Here is a 15,497-nt window from a genome sequence, read left to right on the forward strand (position 1 = left end):
GGAGCTAATATAGGTTAATTATCAACAGGTACCCCAATGCAGCAGGTAACCAAATGTTAGTGCAAATCAAAGAATGGTTAAATCATCCACTATTCACCTTTAACGAGCGAGTGATCACCGTTGTCGAAGTGCTTGCCGTACCACTGTGGTTGGCAGTTAGTGTCTGGCTGGCTCATGCTCTTATCGCAAAGCTGGGCAAAAAATTACGAAACGCAGACAAAGATCCTAACTTAGTGCATTTAATTCAGCGGCTACTCTATATCCTTGCCTTAGCCGTTATTTTTATTACCACCCTATCCATGCTCAACGTACCTATAACGGCGTTTGCCTTTTTGTCTGGCGCCATTGCCATAGGTTTTGGCTTTGGTGCGCAGAATATTATTAATAACTTTATTAGTGGCTGGATATTAATGGGTGAAAAGCCTATTCGTATTGGCGATTTTCTAGAAGTTGAGGGCGTTAAAGGTGTGGTCGAAGAAATTAATACACGCTCAACCCGAGTAAGGCGGGTAGACGGTGTGCATATGCTGATCCCTAACAGTAAATTACTGGAAAACACTGTTATTAATTGGACATTACGCGACCGATTGATCCGCGGCGTGGTGAGTGTTGGTGTCGCCTATGGCAGCGATTGCCAAACAGTAAAACAACTCATGCTGGATGTAACAAATGCCCAACAAGAAACCCTCACGGAAGATGGCAAAACGCCACAAGTGTACTTTCAAGAGTTTGGCGATAATGCGCTAGTATTTGAGGTCTACTTTTGGATCAATTCCCATGTTGAAGGCGGGTTGCGTTTAGTCGCCAGTAATATCCGCTTCGCGCTTAATGAAGCCTTTAATACACAGGGGATTGTTGTCGCCTTCCCACAACGAGATGTTCATATTGATGGCGAAATTAGGCTGACTCAGCCTAAGTCTTAATTGAATAAAGTAGCGGCTTAACACTCCAGCACTTCTACCGCCACTTCCATGCCATCAACAGTCCAGCGCTGTGCCAACTGATTGTAAATCACTCGCGCGATAAGTTCTTTCTTAGAATTGTCACTATAAGTCACCACCATAGTGCACATATGGTTATGCTCACGTTTAAAGTGTGGTATTTCAACCGATAGCGGCTCTCTGGTTTTGGGATTAGGTTTGCGCCGTTTGTGCCAGTCGCGAGCAAGTATTTTAAAGGTGTAATTCAAGTTATCAGGCATTCGTCTCAACTATTCCTCTCTATACTGTAGGTACCGCTAATGATTATTTAACTCAGTTTAGTGAGGCTGCTATGAATGCCAGTCTAACCCATATCGCCCTGCATGTGGCAAATTTAGAAGCGTGCGTCAGCTTTTATCAACGTTATGCGGGGTTGAGCATAGTACGCGATCGTCGTCCTCACGGACCAGACGGTAAACGTATTGTTTGGCTAGCCGAGCCAAGTAAAGCCAATGACTTTATTATCGTCGTCCTCCCCAATGGGCCTGCAAAAGCGCAACTAGAGAACGACTTTTCTCACTTGGGTTTTGCGCTAGCCAGCAAAGCTGCGGTTGATGACATCGCAGCACAGGCGAAACAAGACGATATTTTAGTGTGGCCGTGCCGACAAGAGCCTTATCCGGTTGGTTATTACTGCGGTGTTAAAGATCCAGACGGCAACTTTGTTGAGTTTAGCTATGGTCAGCCACTTGGCCCCGGCGCTAAGCCGGAAAGTTTGTAATTTCTTCACCTAATTCGCAAGGAAGAAGTGATGACATTGAAAACCCAAGAGAATGATGCCGATGTTAACGCTTTTATTGAGAGCGTAGCGCATCCGCAAAAGGTGTCAGATGGATTAATCCTGCTTGAAGTAATGACCGCATTAACCCATAAACCAGCGAAAATGTGGGGGAAAAGTATTGTTGGCTTTGGCAAATACAGTTATCAAAACACCAGTGGCGGTGGAGAATGGCCAGTGACGGGCTTTTCACCAAGAAAAACAGCGATTAGCGTGTATATTATGCCAGGCTTTGACGAGTTTTCAGACGAGCTTGCTCGCTTGGGTAAACACAAACTCGGTAAATCTTGCTTGTACATTAACAAACTGGCAGATATTGATATAGAGGTTTTAAAAGCCATTATCTCTAAGTCGATCACCATAATGGCACAGCGCTACCCTTGCGAATAGCGCTGTGATTTATCCTAATACAGCCTAGCGAACTGCTATTATTGGGCAAAGTAGCTAAACGGATTCAATGGCCCATAGCCCGCACGATTATCGTGATAACCTGGATGCGCCGCCATAAACAGTAAATGGTTTTTCAAGTCTTCATTATTGTGCAGCGGCGTATTATGGCTCCCAGATTGCTTGTGTTTGGCGACAATCAAGGCCGCTAACCCGGCAACAAATGGAGTCGCCATTGAGGTACCTGATAGCTCGGCATAGCCACCGTTTTTGTAGGTTGACCAAATATCGCTACCGGGCGCCATCACATCCACTTCCCCGCCTTTTGATGAAAAGCCTGATGGGTTGCCATTTCTATCGTGTGAAGCAACGGTAATGACACCGCCGTAACGACCGGGATAACCTATGGTATTGGTGCCTAAACCACCGTCATTACCTGCCGCGCAAATCACATGTACGCCATAAAATAAGGCATACTGAATCGCGCGATACAATTCAGGATCAGACACTGGCCCACCTAGTGACATGGAAATAATATCTGCGTCGTTATCAACCGCCCAATAGACACCATTGGCGATCCATTCATAAGCGCCACTGCCGTTATTGGCTAACACTTTAGCAACGAGTAATTCCGATTTTGGCGCAACTCCAACAAAACCAACACCGTTTAACCTTGCTCCAATCACCCCAGCACAGTGCGTGCCGTGGCCGTTGGCATCTTCAATCCCGTCACCAGTAAAATCTGCTGTATCGATAATTGCTGCCGCTAGGTCTTGGTGATCAGAGTCAATACCAGTGTCAAGGACAGCAACTTTAACGCCCTCTCCTTGTGTTACCTGCCAAACTTGCGGGATGCCGAGAATTGAACCCGCCCAATTGGTGCGCTCTCGCTGGGCATCGGCAACCGTTTTTAACTCCGTTTCATTATTCGCAACCCTAGAAATAGTGTGTTTAGGTACAACGCATGGTTTTTGGGTAATGGGTGATGGCTTTGAAAGTTTTTTATCAGCCATGATGACCTCCCTCTCAATCGAAGTAAATGATGTGTGTAATTGACGTATTTGGGTGTGGATACATGCTATCACTCGCGCCGCATCGCAATTCAAATTTGAATATACGGTCGCTACATCAGCATCACATTTCCTGATAAGGCCTTAGTAAGTCTAGTGTTATGTTGTGCTAATGCTAGCCAAGTCGCACGATTTTTCATCGCTTACATTTGAGTATTAAAAAACATAGAACTAAAGGTCGGGTGTACAGTCCTAATAGCTAATGATTAAAAGCATGCTAATACCCTAGAAAATGGATGGAAAGGTTATGCTAAGACTAGTTACAGTCGTATTTGTATTGGCTGTTGCCATTGGTTGCAGCAACCGAGAGCTTTACCAGCTTGGTCAGGGCTACCAAAAGAGTGACTGTATTCAAAACGCCCAGTCTGGCGAAGAATTTCAAAATTGCCATCAAGCAGGTAAACCCTATCAAGAATACAAAAAAGAGAGAGAAGCCGTGGTAGAAAGCCAAAAATCAGAAGGTGATAAACGTTAGTTTAATTTGTGAACCTTTAGGCTGTGAATCTTTAGATCTTGGCTGACACATTTTTTTATATTTACAATGTGTTAGTTGAGGTTTTAAATGAATAGAAAAGAAGAACAAGAAGTTAGACGTAAGCTAAAGATATTAAACCACGCAAAAGAAACCAGAAACGTTAGCAAAACCTGTCGTTACTGGGGGATATCCAGAGATAGCTTTTATCGTTGGAAAAAAGATTATGCAGCTAAAGGAGAAGCAGGACTAATCAACTCCAAACCATGCCCTGAAAATCCAGCCGTTCGCGTTGACCCGATTATCGAAGAAAAAATCTTATATCTGCGTAAAAACTATCATTTTGGACAAGCTAAAATCAGTTGGTATTTAGCTCGCTATCATGGACTTAAAGTTTCTATATCAGGCGTTTATAGCGTGTTTTGTAGGCATGGCGTCAACCGTCTCCCCCAAAACTTGAGAACACGGCAAGTTAAGTCGGTAAAGCGATACGAGAAACAAGTCCCCGGACACCATGTTCAAGTTGATGTTAAATTTCTGACCTCCAAAGATAAGTCTGGCAAGAAGGTTCGTAGATTCCAATATACGGCTATTGATGATGCTACACGTATCAGAGCATTAAAAGTCTACGAAAAACACAACCAAGCTTGTGCCATCGACTTTATTGATTACGTTGCTGGTAAGTTTCCCTTCCGCATTAAAATGATACGCACAGATAATGGTCATGAATTCCAGTCTAAGTTTCATTGGCACTGCGAGGATCTGGGAATGCAGCATGTGTATATCAAACCTGCTAGTCCTAACCTCAATGGTAAAGTTGAACTATAGAAGTTTCAATCTGATCTGACATTTCACTTTCAAAAGAGAGAGTTACCAGTTTAGTTTAAGGGTGTCTAATCCAAACTAAACAAAGAGGTAACTCTCATGATTCATACTAACAACCCTGTCATTAAACACAAAGTCGGTTTACTCAACTTAGCCGAAGAATTAGGTAACATTACGCAAGCTTGCAAAGTGATGGGTGTATCTCGCGATACGTTTTATCGCTATCAACAAGCAAATGAAGAAGGTGGCGTTGAAGCTTTACTCAATCAAAACCGTCGAGTACCTAATGTTAAAAACCGAGTCGATGAAGCGATTGAATTGGCTGTTATTGATTACGCGGTCGAATATCCTGCCCATGGGCAAACCAGAGCGAGTAATGAATTACGCAAGCAAGGCATCTTCGTCTCTCCCAGTGGTGTTCGTTCCGTCTGGCTGCGTCATGGCTTAGCCAACTTCAAAGGTCGCTTAAAAGCCCTAGAAGACAAGGTGTCGAAAGAAAACATTATACTCACCGAAAGCCAAGTTCAGGCACTTGAGCGCAAGAAGCTAGACGATGAGGCTTGCGGTGAAATAGAGACCGCGCATCCCGGTTATCTAGGATCACAGGACACGTTTTACGTGGGGAATCTTAAAGGTGTTGGCCGTGTCTACCAGCAGACGTTTGTTGATACCTATTCGAAGGTTGCTTTCGCTAAACTTTATACAATGAAAACACCGATTACAGCGGCTGATACGCTTAATGATAAAGTATTGCCATTCTTCGAATCTCATGACCTTCCTATGCTACGCATTCTTACTGACCGTGGCACGGAATACTGTGGAAAAATCGAGAATCACGATTACCAAATGTATTTGGCAATTAACGATATCGATCACACAAAAACAAAGGTCAAATCACCGCAAACTAACGGTATCTGTGAACGTTTCCACAAAACGATATTACAGGAATTCTATCAAGTAACATTCCGTAAACGCTTGTATATGAGCTTAGATGAGCTTCAAAAAGATCTGGACGAATGGCTCGAATACTACAACAATGAACGAACCCATCAGGGTAAAATCTGCTGTGGCAGAACGCCAATGGAAACGCTCATTGATGGTAAATCGGTTTGGACTGAAAAGAATTTAAGTTCAAACTAACCTGACGGACACCCGTTCTAAACTGGTAATCGTTAGATCAGGTCTGAACTTCTACACTTGCCCACATTGCAACACCATACACCACGGGTTGATTTGGTCAAAAAGCAGAGCTTTTGGTAATTGGTTTGGCTACTTTTGTCCGTCTTGTCATCAAATAATCCCTTGCTTGTGGAACTTTACTAGCCTAATAGTGCTAGCAGTGACTTTTCCACTTTGGGGTTGGTTTAAAACACCGTTAAAAAATAAATGGCTAGCATTTTCTGAGCGTCGAATGGCACAAGCAACGATAGAGACATTGCCGCGTCATCAAGAAGCCTCTTACTGGCGAATGGGACTCTTGTTCGCCCTAATGATGTTTTGCGTGATGTCTTTGCCTAACATAATTGCAGGTCAAACGGATATCAGGTTTATACTCACAGAAATCGGTATTTGGCTTGTTTCAGGTGGTATTTTTGGTGGTGCAATGAAGTATATTATGGGCAAGAAAAACGACAAGTATTAGTACCAAAAAAGTTAAGTGAAAGCGGTTAGATTATTATCAATGTAAAATATCTAAAAGCTAACATTAACAATTACTTATAAAAACTTGGATGCTCACGTTCATCGATTCCAGCCCTTTAGCTACTTTAGTTACTGTTACCTTGACTCATTTATTTCTAGTAGCTGCTTATCACTATGATAAACAGCCACTTATACAGACGGTCTCTTGTAGGATCTAGTATCAAATCAGTGGACAAATCAAGTACGGACTTTTGCAGGTTGCTGTTTAGTACTTTGCACTCGCTTTAACCCGATAGGTAACAACTGTGGCACCCGCTCCATATAGTCGGCGTAGGCTTTGCCAAATCTCGCCAATAAGTCACGCTCTTCATAACCTATGCCAATAAACACATAAATAGAGAACAAACTTGCTACAACTAGATGACCGACCGTCATTTCAGGAGTTGACCAGAACACAATCAACATGCCCAGATACATAGGATGGCGAGAAACTTTATACAAAGACGGGGTTTTAAAATCATCCTCTGCCATAGATTTGCCTTTATAGGCATACCAAGCCTGAGCAATGCCAAAAAGTTGGGTGTGGCTGATCATAAAGGTTGACCACAACACCAGACCTGCACCAGCGAAGAAGCTAAGTTGCAGCACAACCGAAGCTGTTCCTGTGGCTTGCCAGACCATAATGCCTATCGGTTGCCATGCCAGATAGAACCAAATAAGCACAAAGCAAGTTGCTAGCATAAATACGCTACGCTCCAACGATGTAGGTATCCATTTTAAGATAAGCTTTTTAAACCCTGATCTGGCCATCACACTATGTTGTATACCAAAGGCGACAATAAGCAAGGCATTAGCTATCACTGCTGGTAACAATGGAATATTACCTATCACCGGGCCACTTCCTACGGTTTTAATGATTTCCGGCAGGGGTAAATAATAGCTAAAGAATGGTCCGCCTAAAAAGACCAGTAGATACGTGAACACACACCAAAACAGCAAATATATGGCCGCGCTAATCGCAAGTTGTAATGTTTTCATGGAATCTTCCTAATTTAAAGTTATGTGTCGGTTTCTGCATCAGTCCGTTTATTGCCAAGTATCAACCCTGATACTTGGTGCGTATGTTTAATCCAATCACCAATAAGCCTAAAAACGCCAAATAGGCAATCCCCTCAACACTGAATGTCAAACCACTTAATTTCAAAACAGAGATGATTGGCGGCAACACGTTTGCTAGTGCGGCCTGAGTGACAGGACAGAAAGAAACAGCTGAAACAATGAACAGGACGCACAGCCCTAAAAAGTATTGCGTATACCGCTTTGCAGTAGCATGTGATTGCCCCTGAGATTTGGTCGAGTGTTGTAGTGTGTTTATTTGCTTAACCATCGTCTTTTTCCCGTTCCGTTATTGGACGAAACCAAGCTTAATGACAGCAGTTAGGAAGGTACAATTATTAAATTTAATTGCCCTATAAGAATTACTTCAACACTCATAAATACAATGAGTTAGCCGATATTAGAGAAAAAATAATCTTGCTGGGCGGTCACAAATAACGAGGCGCATTCTGTTGCAAGTGCCCAATGACCTGCTTTTGTAATGCCGACATGTAGCGGTTTTTCACATAACAAAGAATGACTGGGCTGGTGACGGTTTTCGTATGGCTGACGATCTCGAAATCGTCACTGTCTTTGATAATATGCTCAGACACCACGGCTTCACCAAACCCCAGTCGGACGCCATCTATTAGGCCGTAGACGTCATCATAAAAACAGCGGTCGAACTCAAAATCCGCCATCCCTTGGCTGTCAAAAAAGTTGAAGGTGGTGACATCATGGGCATCATGATCTAAAAATATAGGCGGGTCCAGCCGATGCTCGCTGACTTTGCTACGTATATGCACTAAGGTTTCGTGGCCAAGTAACTGAAATTGCAAACGCGGATCAGTGAATTCGGCATCCACGACGATGAAATCTACTTCGCCGGACAACAGCAAATGAGGTAATTCACGCAGCTCTCTGGAAAAGAACTCCACCTTGAGTTGATGGGGAGAATTAATCAAAGGCAATAATGACGGCATGATCACCGAGCGCATCACTGAACTGAATGCCCCCACACGGATAATGCCATTAGCGATGGCGCTGCGCCCAGTCACTTGATTCAACACATCTTGCTCGCGTGCCTGCAAGTCCGACACATATTCGAAAAGGATCTTCCCCTGCTCCGTCAAACCAATACCTTCGGGACTGCGTATCAGCAAACTGGTACCCAGCTCCTGCTCCAACTTGAGCACCCGCTGAGACAAGGCTGATTGGGTAATAAACAAGTTGTCAGCCGCCTGACAAAAGTTCTTGTCCAATGCCACCTGATAAAACGCATTCAATCGATCGGTATTGAGTTTCATATTATCCAAATACACGTGAAAGAAGGAACTACACGCACTTAGCAAGTTTAGTTGAGTCAGGGAGTTGAAGCCAGTGATAGCCATCGAGGGCGCGCCTATCCGTTTGGCGTTCGGTGGCTTAATGAAGCTTGTACTCGTTCGTCGTAAACGAAAAAACAAACCATCTACGCTAAAGTAACGATACTCGCCTGATATAAGTTAAATAGCGGGCATCGGTTCAGGTTAGGTTAAGCAGGCTTAGCTAGAGTATGTTGCAAGCTTAATTAACAGGAACCATAGATGAAACCAAAGCTATTGCTCGTTGTTCTGCTATTTTTGGCATTTTTCAAGATAAGTGCATTCGCTAATCAGCAAGCCTTGAACATTGAGCGCCTGATACCCGAAAATTTTGAACTGGCCTTTCCAAATGAACAAAACCGTCAGCCTCGCAAAAGTGACTTTGCGATTGTCAGCTATGCTTTAATGAGTAATCAAGCTGGTGAACGCTGGGCTGTGGTTACCATTAGAAATTTAGCCAGCGGATGGCGAATGCTAGATCAAAAGCACATACTGGCGCTGACGGCGAACGGCGAGCGAATTAGCCCGTTAGATATCGAGCAGCACTTTAAAGCGGAGGAAACGTTGTCATTAACCATTAATTTTGGCCGACATAAATTTCCATTGCTCTCAATTTATTCTAAAGCCGACTAATACAAGCTAACACAGCGACGATCTTTAACAGCGTAAATGTTAGGTCACATGTTGGGTCATGGTAGGTATAGTGAATATAAAATATATACCTACCACCAAGTTATCAAACTGGTTTATAAACCAAACTCTATTAATGCTTGCTTGGCAATTTCTTCGCCATATTCTTGAACAAAATGGCCTGCTTGCTCTAGCTTCATCGGTGGCGGACAGCCTTTGATAAATGAGCGCAGTACTTCCATTGATTTTTCCCCTAGCACCGCATCTTTCATCCCGACAGCCATAAAACTCTGCCCTTGCCATTCGTTAGACCAGAATGCTCTGGCGCGAGTGGTCAAATCAATTCCCGGCATGTCTGGATCAACGGGTACCAATTGCGGAAACCGCCTAACGCCAGCTTTATAACGGTTGTCTGGGTACGGTGCATCATACGCCACGACATCAAGCATATTGACGGCACTTCCGGCATCCGTTGCAATTAAGCCACCAACTGGAATTTCCGGTACTGAGGCACAAAATCCGCGCCAGCGATAAAACCCTTCTGTTGCACCATCACCTGCGGGCAAACCAGTGTTCATGACAAGTAACCGCGTAAAACGCGAAGCCATTTCCATTGGTAACGTCAAGCCTAATATGCCCCCCCAATCTTGGCAAACTAAGGTGATATTGGTAAGGTCAAGTCGCTCAACTAAACGCAATAAACTGTTGCGATGAAATTCAAACGTATAAGTTTCCTCGTCAACGGGCTTATCAGAGCGGCCGAAGCCATATAAATCAGGGGCGATAACGCGATGACCCGCCGCTGTAAACACCGGTATCATTTTTCGATACAAATAACTCCAGCTAGGCTCCCCATGCAGGCACAAAAACGTGGTCTCTGCGTTCTTGTCGCCCTCGTCAATATATGCCATGCGCAAAGTTTCATAACCGTCAAGGTCATCCACGTAATTCGGTTGATAGGAAAAAGCTGGTAAAACAGAAAACCTATCCTCTGGTGTTCTAAGTGCGTTAATCGCCATGTCGTATTCCTTGTTGTTATCGTTAATAAGTTTAATTATCAAAACCTAAGTTGGCGTTATTGGTCAAATATTTAGCCAAACCTATCATTCAAGCCAGCCACCAACAGCTTGAATAGGTTTAGGATCAAAACGCTCAGAAAGCCAGACAACTATCGCTTTCTTGTTTGAGACGAATTTACCACTATGTGGCAAAGGAAGTGTCGCGGTTAATTTACTACCGTCAGTTTTTATACTTGCTTGTTGGTAATCGATCACGACAAAATCATGTGGCAATGCACGGCCTCTGTTTTCGCCGCGAGTTACCCTAGTTATCTGATCAAAACCCAAAATTGCAATGTGAGCTTGGGCAAAAGGCGGTAATGGTTTTACGCCGTCAAAACTCACCAAAACCTCTTGCGCTTTAATTTGTGCACTTAGCTCACCTACTGCCAGTTGGTTATCAATTGGCAAACGTTGACGATAAAACCAGCCATTCCAGCCCTTGCCATTGACGACAAATCCTGGGGTAGCAATATTTTTGGTATGACCAAAGCGTTGATAGTTTTGCTGACGCTTGGTAAAAGCGCTAAGCGCATAGGGGTCTTTCCAACCGATATAGTCCCAGTAGTCAACGTGCAGATTGATGGGAATAAACTGGCTAAATAAACGCTGATCTTCTTTGAATTGGCTAAGCCACTTTTCCGCAGGCGGGCAACTGCTGCAACCTTGCGAGCTGTAGACTTCGACTAAGTTGACTTGTTGTTTTGGGCTAACGAATGTTTGCGCATTAGCACTATTCACAAAAACCGAAAGACCCAAAGGGAGTAAGCACAAAATGGTGCACAATATTCGCTGCATACAGATCACTGACATAAGCAAGGTTATAAACTAAGAAACGTTCAATCGAGATAAAATTTCCCTATTTTCCCTGTGGCTTAGCATTAAAATGGCGTGGTGCCAGTGTAACTTAGTACTATTTCTTAGAAACGCGGGGTGAACGATTACTGTTCATCGACGGCACTCTGGCAGGCTGCAGGCTAGGCCTTAATCGCCATTTAGGTTTAATTGGCGTTAGTGGATGTACCCGTTTTTTAGCAACGATGACATAAACACTGCCAATTGCGGGCAGGTATGCTTGGGCAAAGGTTTGCCAAGCTTGTTTTATTTTTCCTTGCTGAACAGGCTTGTCATCACCATTGGGTGAACCCTTGCTAGTGTGATTAGTGGCCGTTTGGCCTGCTAACGTAGAATGTAAAATACGAGTATCTTCAAGGATCTCAAACCCCATCAGCTCAAGCCAGTCCTTAACTCGCATCGGTGTAAAAAACTGCTCTCGCCAAGGCATCTGCTTGCGGCGATATGGCATTAATTTATTCAGCCCCGCAAAGCTGATCGGATTGTAGCCCGTAATCACCATATAGCCGTTAGGAATAAGCACCCTACTTGCTTCACGCAGCACGTGGTGCGGGTCGACACTAAATTCCAACGCATGACCAAGTAAACATACATCAACGCTATGCTCAATAAATGGCAAGTCGTCAATATCGGCAATCACTGAGCTATTCGTGCGACAATGCGCCACTGTCATTTGGTGATTAATGGGTGATAAATGGCAATCAAGCGCACCACTTAACGCACCAATTTTTAACAAGTGATAACCAAAAAACTTTGCAGTCCATGGCGCTATGGTTTGGTTAATCGCATCAAGCACAACATTACCCATTGGCAGGGCTTGCCAATTCTGTGGCGAACTAGGCTCGCGATATGCTAATGCTGACTTCATCGTATGTGATCACCCTGTTGTTCATTTCTCGCTATAAATCGCTGTGAATTACTTTGCTGCACTGCGACTAACTCTTGCTGAATTGCCTTTTAATTGCCGAATTTCGTTATACTAGCCAAAACTCACGTGAATTTAGCTGGTCACGCTTAGCTAAGCACATTTAGCGAAACAAAAACTCTATGACTATTAATATAACGGCGATTCAAGCATTTAACGACAATTATATTTGGGCCATCGAACAAACTGAGCAACCTGAACTATCTAAGCAACCTGTACTATCGGAACAACGTACAGTGGCTTTAGTTGACCCCGGCGAAGCGGCGCCTTGCATTGAATACATTGAAGCGAACTCATTAACGCTCACCACGATTTTAATTACCCATCACCACGATGACCACGTTGGCGCAATCAAACAACTGATCGCACGCTACGGTGATCACATTAAGGTCTATGGTCCTGCCAATGAGAACATTCCACATTGCCGCTTGCCATTATCAGAAGGCGATCAGGTGACATTAGATAGCCCGGCTATATCACTCGAGGTATTTGATGTGCCCGGACATACGGCTGGTCATATAGTGTATTTCAATGAAGATCTGCTGTTTAGCGGCGATACGCTGTTTTCCGGTGGTTGTGGTCGTTTATTCGAAGGCACGCCTGCGCAAATGCACCATTCGCTTGCCAAGCTAAAACGTTTATCACCACAAACCAAAGTCTACTGTGCACACGAATATACCCTAGCTAACCTTGCCTTTGCTCAGGCAGTAGAGCCAGAAAACAAGGCATTGATGGAATATATTGGACACGCTAAGTCACTGCGCGCCAAAGCACAACCAACCATTCCAACCAATATTGCCACTGAGCTTGCCATCAACCCATTTTTGCGCAGTAACCATGCCGATGTAAAGCAAAGTGCTGAGCGTTTTTCGGGTAAAGTACTGGTAACGGAAGTTGAGGTTTTCGCCGCAGTTCGCCGCTGGAAAGATGAATTTTAACTTCACATCGCGGAAATTTAATAACAACTTGAATTAGTCTCTCAAACCAGTAGAATTCGGTTAGTTTTTGTCAAAATAAGCGTCTATGAAGCAGTTAACACTTTCTTTGTCAGCCTCACTACTATTGCTCGGCTGCCAAGCAACACAGCCAGAGCAATCATCCGATTTAACCGCCAACGCACATATCGCCTCGCCGCTCGAAATTAATCAGGCATTGATGGCTGATGAGTCGATAGACGTCATTCACCCGGTTGCTGATGTTGATATCGATCTTGCCAATGATGACATTCACGTTTCAGACGACATTTGGCAGCACATTCAACAGCAAATTTCTTTTGATATCCCACAAAACAAACGGGTTATCGTTCAGCGTAACTGGTATGCCAAACACCAACGCTATTTAGATCGCGTCGCCAAGCGCGCCGAGCCGTTTATGCATCACATAGTGCAAGAGCTTGAAAAAAACGATATGCCAATTGAAATGGCCTTGCTGCCCATTGTGGAGAGTGCATTTGACCCCTTTGCCTACTCGCACGGTAGAGCCTCAGGCATGTGGCAATTTGTACCGGGGACAGGTAAACGCTTTGGCATGAAGCAAAACTGGTGGTATGACGGACGCCGTGACGTTATTGCCTCAACCGATGGCGCCATTAAATACCTTAAATACTTACACAAGTATTTTGACGGTGACTGGTTATTAGCGCTGGCGGCATACAATTCAGGCGAAGGTCGTGTAAAGCGAGCAATGAAAGCCAATGCCCGCAAAAATAAACCAACGGATTTTTGGTCGCTTGATTTACCCAAAGAAACCCGCGCTTATGTGCCTAAATTGTTAGCACTAGCCGACATAGTTAAGCGCCCAGATGACTTTGGTTTGCACCTTTACAAAATAAACAACAGCCAAGTGATTTCTGCTGTCGATATTAAATCACAGCTAGATCTGGCGAAAGCGGCGCGTTTAGCCGATTTATCACTGGCGGAATTTCAACGCCTTAACCCAGGCTTTAATCGCTGGGCGACCGATCCTGATGGTCCGCACTATGTGGTCGTGCCGACCGCAAAAGTCGAAGCATTTAAAACGGGCTTGGCCAAACTGTCAGACAAAGAGCGCCTATCTTGGCAACGCTATCAAATTAAATCCGGCGACAGTTTAATTCGCATCGCGAAGAAGTTTCACACGACACCAGAGCTTATCCGCAAAGTTAACAGTATTAACGGCAATAACATTCGCGCCGGAAAGCATTTGCTGATCCCTGTCGCCGCGCAAGCGCTTGATGATTATATTTTGTCGCAAGAGCAGCGCTTGACCAAAACACAGCAGCGCAAGCGCTCTGGCATCAAAACCTATCACACGGTAAAAAATGGCGATACGCTTTGGGATATCAGCCGCTTGTACAACGTATCCACTAAAAGTATTGCCAAGTGGAATGGCATGGCGCCTCGTGATTACATTAAGCCGGGCCAAAAGTTAGTGATTTGGCAAAAGTCTGGCTTAAAACAAACCGCCGGTAAGCCAGCTGAGCAAGTTGTCATGCGAAACATTACTTACAAAGTACGCCGTGGTGATTCGTTTGCACGCATTGCCAACAAATTTAACGTAACGATAAAAGATATTGAGCGCTGGAATAGTTTAAGCCGCAAAAATTATTTGCAACCCGGCCAGATGCTTAAACTCTCGGTTGACGTAACCAACAGTATCTAGCATTCGCAGCTTATCAATAAAACTACAGACAGCGGCTCCAACTAGGAGCCGTTTTCTTTTAAAAAAATGTTCAACTAAGCAATTGAATTGGTTAACCATTGATGTTCGATAGCACACTACTCGCCGTTTTTGTACCAACGATCTTTTTTGTCAGCATTACGCCTGGCATGTGTATGACGCTAGCAATGTCGCTAGGCATGAGCATTGGTGTCAGACGCACACTGTTTATGATGTTCGGAGAGCTTTTAGGCGTTGCTAGCGTTGCGACAGCCGCTGTAATGGGCGTTGCAGCGGTAATGCTTCATTACCCTGCGATTTTTACCGTGTTAAAAACAATTGGTGGGATTTATTTGGCTTATATCGGGTTCAAAATGTGGCGTTCAACTGGAAAATTCGCCATCAATGCAGAACAACACGTAAATCGCCAACCATTACAGTTGTTTTCACAAGGTTTTGTTACCGCGATAGCAAATCCTAAAGGGTGGGCATTTATGGTGTCTTTGCTGCCCCCTTTTATTAATCAGTCGATGCCACTTGCCCCCCAACTCAGCATTTTAGTGGCGGTTATATTACTTTCAGAGTTTATTTGCATGATGCTCTATGCCACCGGAGGTAAAACCATTGGCAAGTTACTAACATCTCGTAACAATCTCAATTTACTCAATAAAATTTCTGGCGGGCTGATGTTTTTTGTCGCACTATGGTTATTTATAGGCAGCAGTTAAGCGCTCTAATGTGTTAGTTTTTACCGGCTGCTCTGCTCCAACTAAACCTCAA

At 44.1% G+C, this 15,497-nt stretch carries 18 protein-coding genes and 1 pseudogene; 11 read left to right on the plus strand and 8 right to left on the minus strand.

All coding sequences use genetic code 11. The features are described from left to right. Positions 1-53 precede the first annotated feature (53 nt). Positions 54-923, plus strand: coding sequence for a mechanosensitive ion channel family protein (locus DXX93_RS11410; RefSeq protein WP_116008201.1), 870 nt, complete (start codon positions 54-56; stop codon positions 921-923). Positions 924-940: 17 nt separating this feature from the next. Here the strand turns inward: DXX93_RS11410 and DXX93_RS11415 are convergent, their stop codons facing one another. Then, the gene (locus DXX93_RS11415; RefSeq protein ID WP_116008202.1) at positions 941-1,201 is read right to left on the minus strand and encodes a hypothetical protein; all 261 of its coding nucleotides are present in this window, start codon (positions 1,199-1,201) and stop codon (positions 941-943) included. A gap of 71 nt (positions 1,202-1,272) precedes the next feature. Between DXX93_RS11415 and DXX93_RS11420 the strand changes: the two genes are divergently transcribed. Both DXX93_RS11420 and DXX93_RS11425 read left to right on the plus strand, forming a co-directional pair. Next, entirely contained in the window at positions 1,273-1,701 is a 429-nt protein-coding gene (locus DXX93_RS11420) for a VOC family protein (protein ID WP_116008203.1), read from the plus strand. 30 nt (positions 1,702-1,731) lie between these two features. Then, positions 1,732-2,148, plus strand: a complete 417-nt coding sequence (locus tag DXX93_RS11425; RefSeq protein ID WP_220347569.1) for a DUF1801 domain-containing protein — start codon at positions 1,732-1,734, stop codon at positions 2,146-2,148. A gap of 38 nt (positions 2,149-2,186) precedes the next feature. On the opposite strand, the gene DXX93_RS11430 is transcribed toward DXX93_RS11425, so the two are convergent. Continuing rightward, on the minus strand, positions 2,187-3,158 hold the full coding sequence (locus tag DXX93_RS11430) for a S8 family peptidase (RefSeq protein WP_116008205.1): 972 nt from the start codon (positions 3,156-3,158) through the stop codon (positions 2,187-2,189). 304 nt (positions 3,159-3,462) lie between these two features. On the opposite strand from DXX93_RS11430, the gene DXX93_RS11435 reads away from it, so the two are divergent. The 4 genes and pseudogenes from DXX93_RS11435 to DXX93_RS11450 all read left to right on the plus strand — a co-directional run bounded on the left by DXX93_RS11435 (position 3,463) and on the right by DXX93_RS11450 (position 6,154). Continuing rightward, the gene (locus DXX93_RS11435) at positions 3,463-3,690 is read left to right on the plus strand and encodes a hypothetical protein (RefSeq protein ID WP_116009931.1); all 228 of its coding nucleotides are present in this window, start codon (positions 3,463-3,465) and stop codon (positions 3,688-3,690) included. 87 nt (positions 3,691-3,777) lie between these two features. Next, a pseudogene (locus tag DXX93_RS11440) lies at positions 3,778-4,509 on the plus strand (helix-turn-helix domain-containing protein); the annotation flags it as partial. A gap of 102 nt (positions 4,510-4,611) precedes the next feature. Next, the gene (locus DXX93_RS11445) at positions 4,612-5,652 is read left to right on the plus strand and encodes an IS481 family transposase (RefSeq protein ID WP_116007550.1); all 1,041 of its coding nucleotides are present in this window, start codon (positions 4,612-4,614) and stop codon (positions 5,650-5,652) included. Between the two features lie 199 nt (positions 5,653-5,851). Continuing rightward, positions 5,852-6,154, plus strand: a complete 303-nt coding sequence (locus DXX93_RS11450) for a hypothetical protein (protein WP_147302683.1) — start codon at positions 5,852-5,854, stop codon at positions 6,152-6,154. A 236-nt stretch (positions 6,155-6,390) separates the two neighbouring features. Here the strand turns inward: DXX93_RS11450 and DXX93_RS11455 are convergent, their stop codons facing one another. From DXX93_RS11455 to DXX93_RS11465, 3 genes are all read right to left on the minus strand, one after another. Next, complete coding sequence (locus tag DXX93_RS11455) at positions 6,391-7,191, minus strand: methyltransferase family protein (RefSeq protein ID WP_116008207.1); 801 nt, start codon at positions 7,189-7,191, stop codon at positions 6,391-6,393. A gap of 61 nt (positions 7,192-7,252) precedes the next feature. Next, positions 7,253-7,540 carry a hypothetical protein gene (locus tag DXX93_RS11460; protein ID WP_116008208.1) on the minus strand — a complete coding sequence of 96 codons (288 nt, stop codon included), beginning with the start codon at positions 7,538-7,540 and terminating at the stop codon, positions 7,253-7,255. A gap of 157 nt (positions 7,541-7,697) precedes the next feature. Beyond that, positions 7,698-8,555, minus strand: a complete 858-nt coding sequence (locus DXX93_RS11465; RefSeq protein ID WP_181902206.1) for a LysR family transcriptional regulator — start codon at positions 8,553-8,555, stop codon at positions 7,698-7,700. A gap of 279 nt (positions 8,556-8,834) precedes the next feature. Between DXX93_RS11465 and DXX93_RS11470 the strand changes: the two genes are divergently transcribed. Continuing rightward, a complete protein-coding gene (locus DXX93_RS11470; RefSeq protein WP_116008210.1) occupies positions 8,835-9,245 on the plus strand; it encodes a hypothetical protein in 411 nt (136 codons plus the stop codon). Positions 9,246-9,358: 113 nt separating this feature from the next. On the opposite strand, the gene DXX93_RS11475 is transcribed toward DXX93_RS11470, so the two are convergent. The 3 genes from DXX93_RS11475 to DXX93_RS11485 form a co-directional block, all read right to left on the minus strand. Continuing rightward, the gene (locus DXX93_RS11475) at positions 9,359-10,261 is read right to left on the minus strand and encodes a haloalkane dehalogenase (protein WP_116008211.1); all 903 of its coding nucleotides are present in this window, start codon (positions 10,259-10,261) and stop codon (positions 9,359-9,361) included. An 84-nt stretch (positions 10,262-10,345) separates the two neighbouring features. Further along, positions 10,346-11,041 (minus strand): DUF1223 domain-containing protein, encoded by a 696-nt coding sequence (locus DXX93_RS11480; protein ID WP_181902207.1) that lies wholly within the window; start codon positions 11,039-11,041, stop codon positions 10,346-10,348. 172 nt (positions 11,042-11,213) lie between these two features. Then, entirely contained in the window at positions 11,214-12,023 is an 810-nt protein-coding gene (locus DXX93_RS11485; protein WP_116008213.1) for a class I SAM-dependent methyltransferase, read from the minus strand. A 179-nt stretch (positions 12,024-12,202) separates the two neighbouring features. Between DXX93_RS11485 and gloB the strand changes: the two genes are divergently transcribed. The 3 genes from gloB (at position 12,203) to DXX93_RS11500 (ending at position 15,445) form a co-directional block, all read left to right on the plus strand. Continuing rightward, a complete protein-coding gene (gene gloB, locus DXX93_RS11490; protein ID WP_116008214.1) occupies positions 12,203-13,018 on the plus strand; it encodes a hydroxyacylglutathione hydrolase in 816 nt (271 codons plus the stop codon). Between the two features lie 85 nt (positions 13,019-13,103). Further along, on the plus strand, positions 13,104-14,720 hold the full coding sequence (locus DXX93_RS11495; RefSeq protein WP_116008215.1) for a LysM peptidoglycan-binding domain-containing protein: 1,617 nt from the start codon (positions 13,104-13,106) through the stop codon (positions 14,718-14,720). A 101-nt stretch (positions 14,721-14,821) separates the two neighbouring features. Next, on the plus strand, positions 14,822-15,445 hold the full coding sequence (locus tag DXX93_RS11500) for a LysE family translocator (RefSeq protein WP_116008216.1): 624 nt from the start codon (positions 14,822-14,824) through the stop codon (positions 15,443-15,445). Positions 15,446-15,497 lie beyond the last annotated feature (52 nt).

It is taken from the genome of Thalassotalea euphylliae (assembly GCF_003390335.1).
GTDB classification, from domain to species: domain Bacteria; phylum Pseudomonadota; class Gammaproteobacteria; order Enterobacterales; family Alteromonadaceae; genus Thalassotalea_F; species Thalassotalea_F euphylliae_B.

What these genes read in the sequence shown, in the direction of transcription:
- DXX93_RS11415 (WP_116008202.1), bottom strand. Translation starts at nt 1,201, where the DNA reads ATGCCTGATAACTTGAATTACACCTTTAAAATACTTGCTCGCGACTGG.
- DXX93_RS11500 (WP_116008216.1), top strand. Translation starts at nt 14,822, where the DNA reads ATGTTCGATAGCACACTACTCGCCGTTTTTGTACCAACGATCTTTTTT.
- DXX93_RS11475 (WP_116008211.1), bottom strand. Translation starts at nt 10,261, where the DNA reads ATGGCGATTAACGCACTTAGAACACCAGAGGATAGGTTTTCTGTTTTA.
- DXX93_RS11485 (WP_116008213.1), bottom strand. Translation starts at nt 12,023, where the DNA reads ATGAAGTCAGCATTAGCATATCGCGAGCCTAGTTCGCCACAGAATTGG.
- DXX93_RS11420 (WP_116008203.1), top strand. Translation starts at nt 1,273, where the DNA reads ATGAATGCCAGTCTAACCCATATCGCCCTGCATGTGGCAAATTTAGAA.
- DXX93_RS11430 (WP_116008205.1), bottom strand. Translation starts at nt 3,158, where the DNA reads ATGGCTGATAAAAAACTTTCAAAGCCATCACCCATTACCCAAAAACCA.
- DXX93_RS11470 (WP_116008210.1), top strand. Translation starts at nt 8,835, where the DNA reads ATGAAACCAAAGCTATTGCTCGTTGTTCTGCTATTTTTGGCATTTTTC.
- DXX93_RS11495 (WP_116008215.1), top strand. Translation starts at nt 13,104, where the DNA reads ATGAAGCAGTTAACACTTTCTTTGTCAGCCTCACTACTATTGCTCGGC.
- DXX93_RS11455 (WP_116008207.1), bottom strand. Translation starts at nt 7,191, where the DNA reads ATGAAAACATTACAACTTGCGATTAGCGCGGCCATATATTTGCTGTTT.
- DXX93_RS11445 (WP_116007550.1), top strand. Translation starts at nt 4,612, where the DNA reads ATGATTCATACTAACAACCCTGTCATTAAACACAAAGTCGGTTTACTC.
- gloB (WP_116008214.1), top strand. Translation starts at nt 12,203, where the DNA reads ATGACTATTAATATAACGGCGATTCAAGCATTTAACGACAATTATATT.
- DXX93_RS11435 (WP_116009931.1), top strand. Translation starts at nt 3,463, where the DNA reads ATGCTAAGACTAGTTACAGTCGTATTTGTATTGGCTGTTGCCATTGGT.
- DXX93_RS11465 (WP_181902206.1), bottom strand. Translation starts at nt 8,555, where the DNA reads ATGAAACTCAATACCGATCGATTGAATGCGTTTTATCAGGTGGCATTG.
- DXX93_RS11410 (WP_116008201.1), top strand. Translation starts at nt 54, where the DNA reads ATGTTAGTGCAAATCAAAGAATGGTTAAATCATCCACTATTCACCTTT.
- DXX93_RS11460 (WP_116008208.1), bottom strand. Translation starts at nt 7,540, where the DNA reads ATGGTTAAGCAAATAAACACACTACAACACTCGACCAAATCTCAGGGG.
- DXX93_RS11425 (WP_220347569.1), top strand. Translation starts at nt 1,732, where the DNA reads ATGACATTGAAAACCCAAGAGAATGATGCCGATGTTAACGCTTTTATT.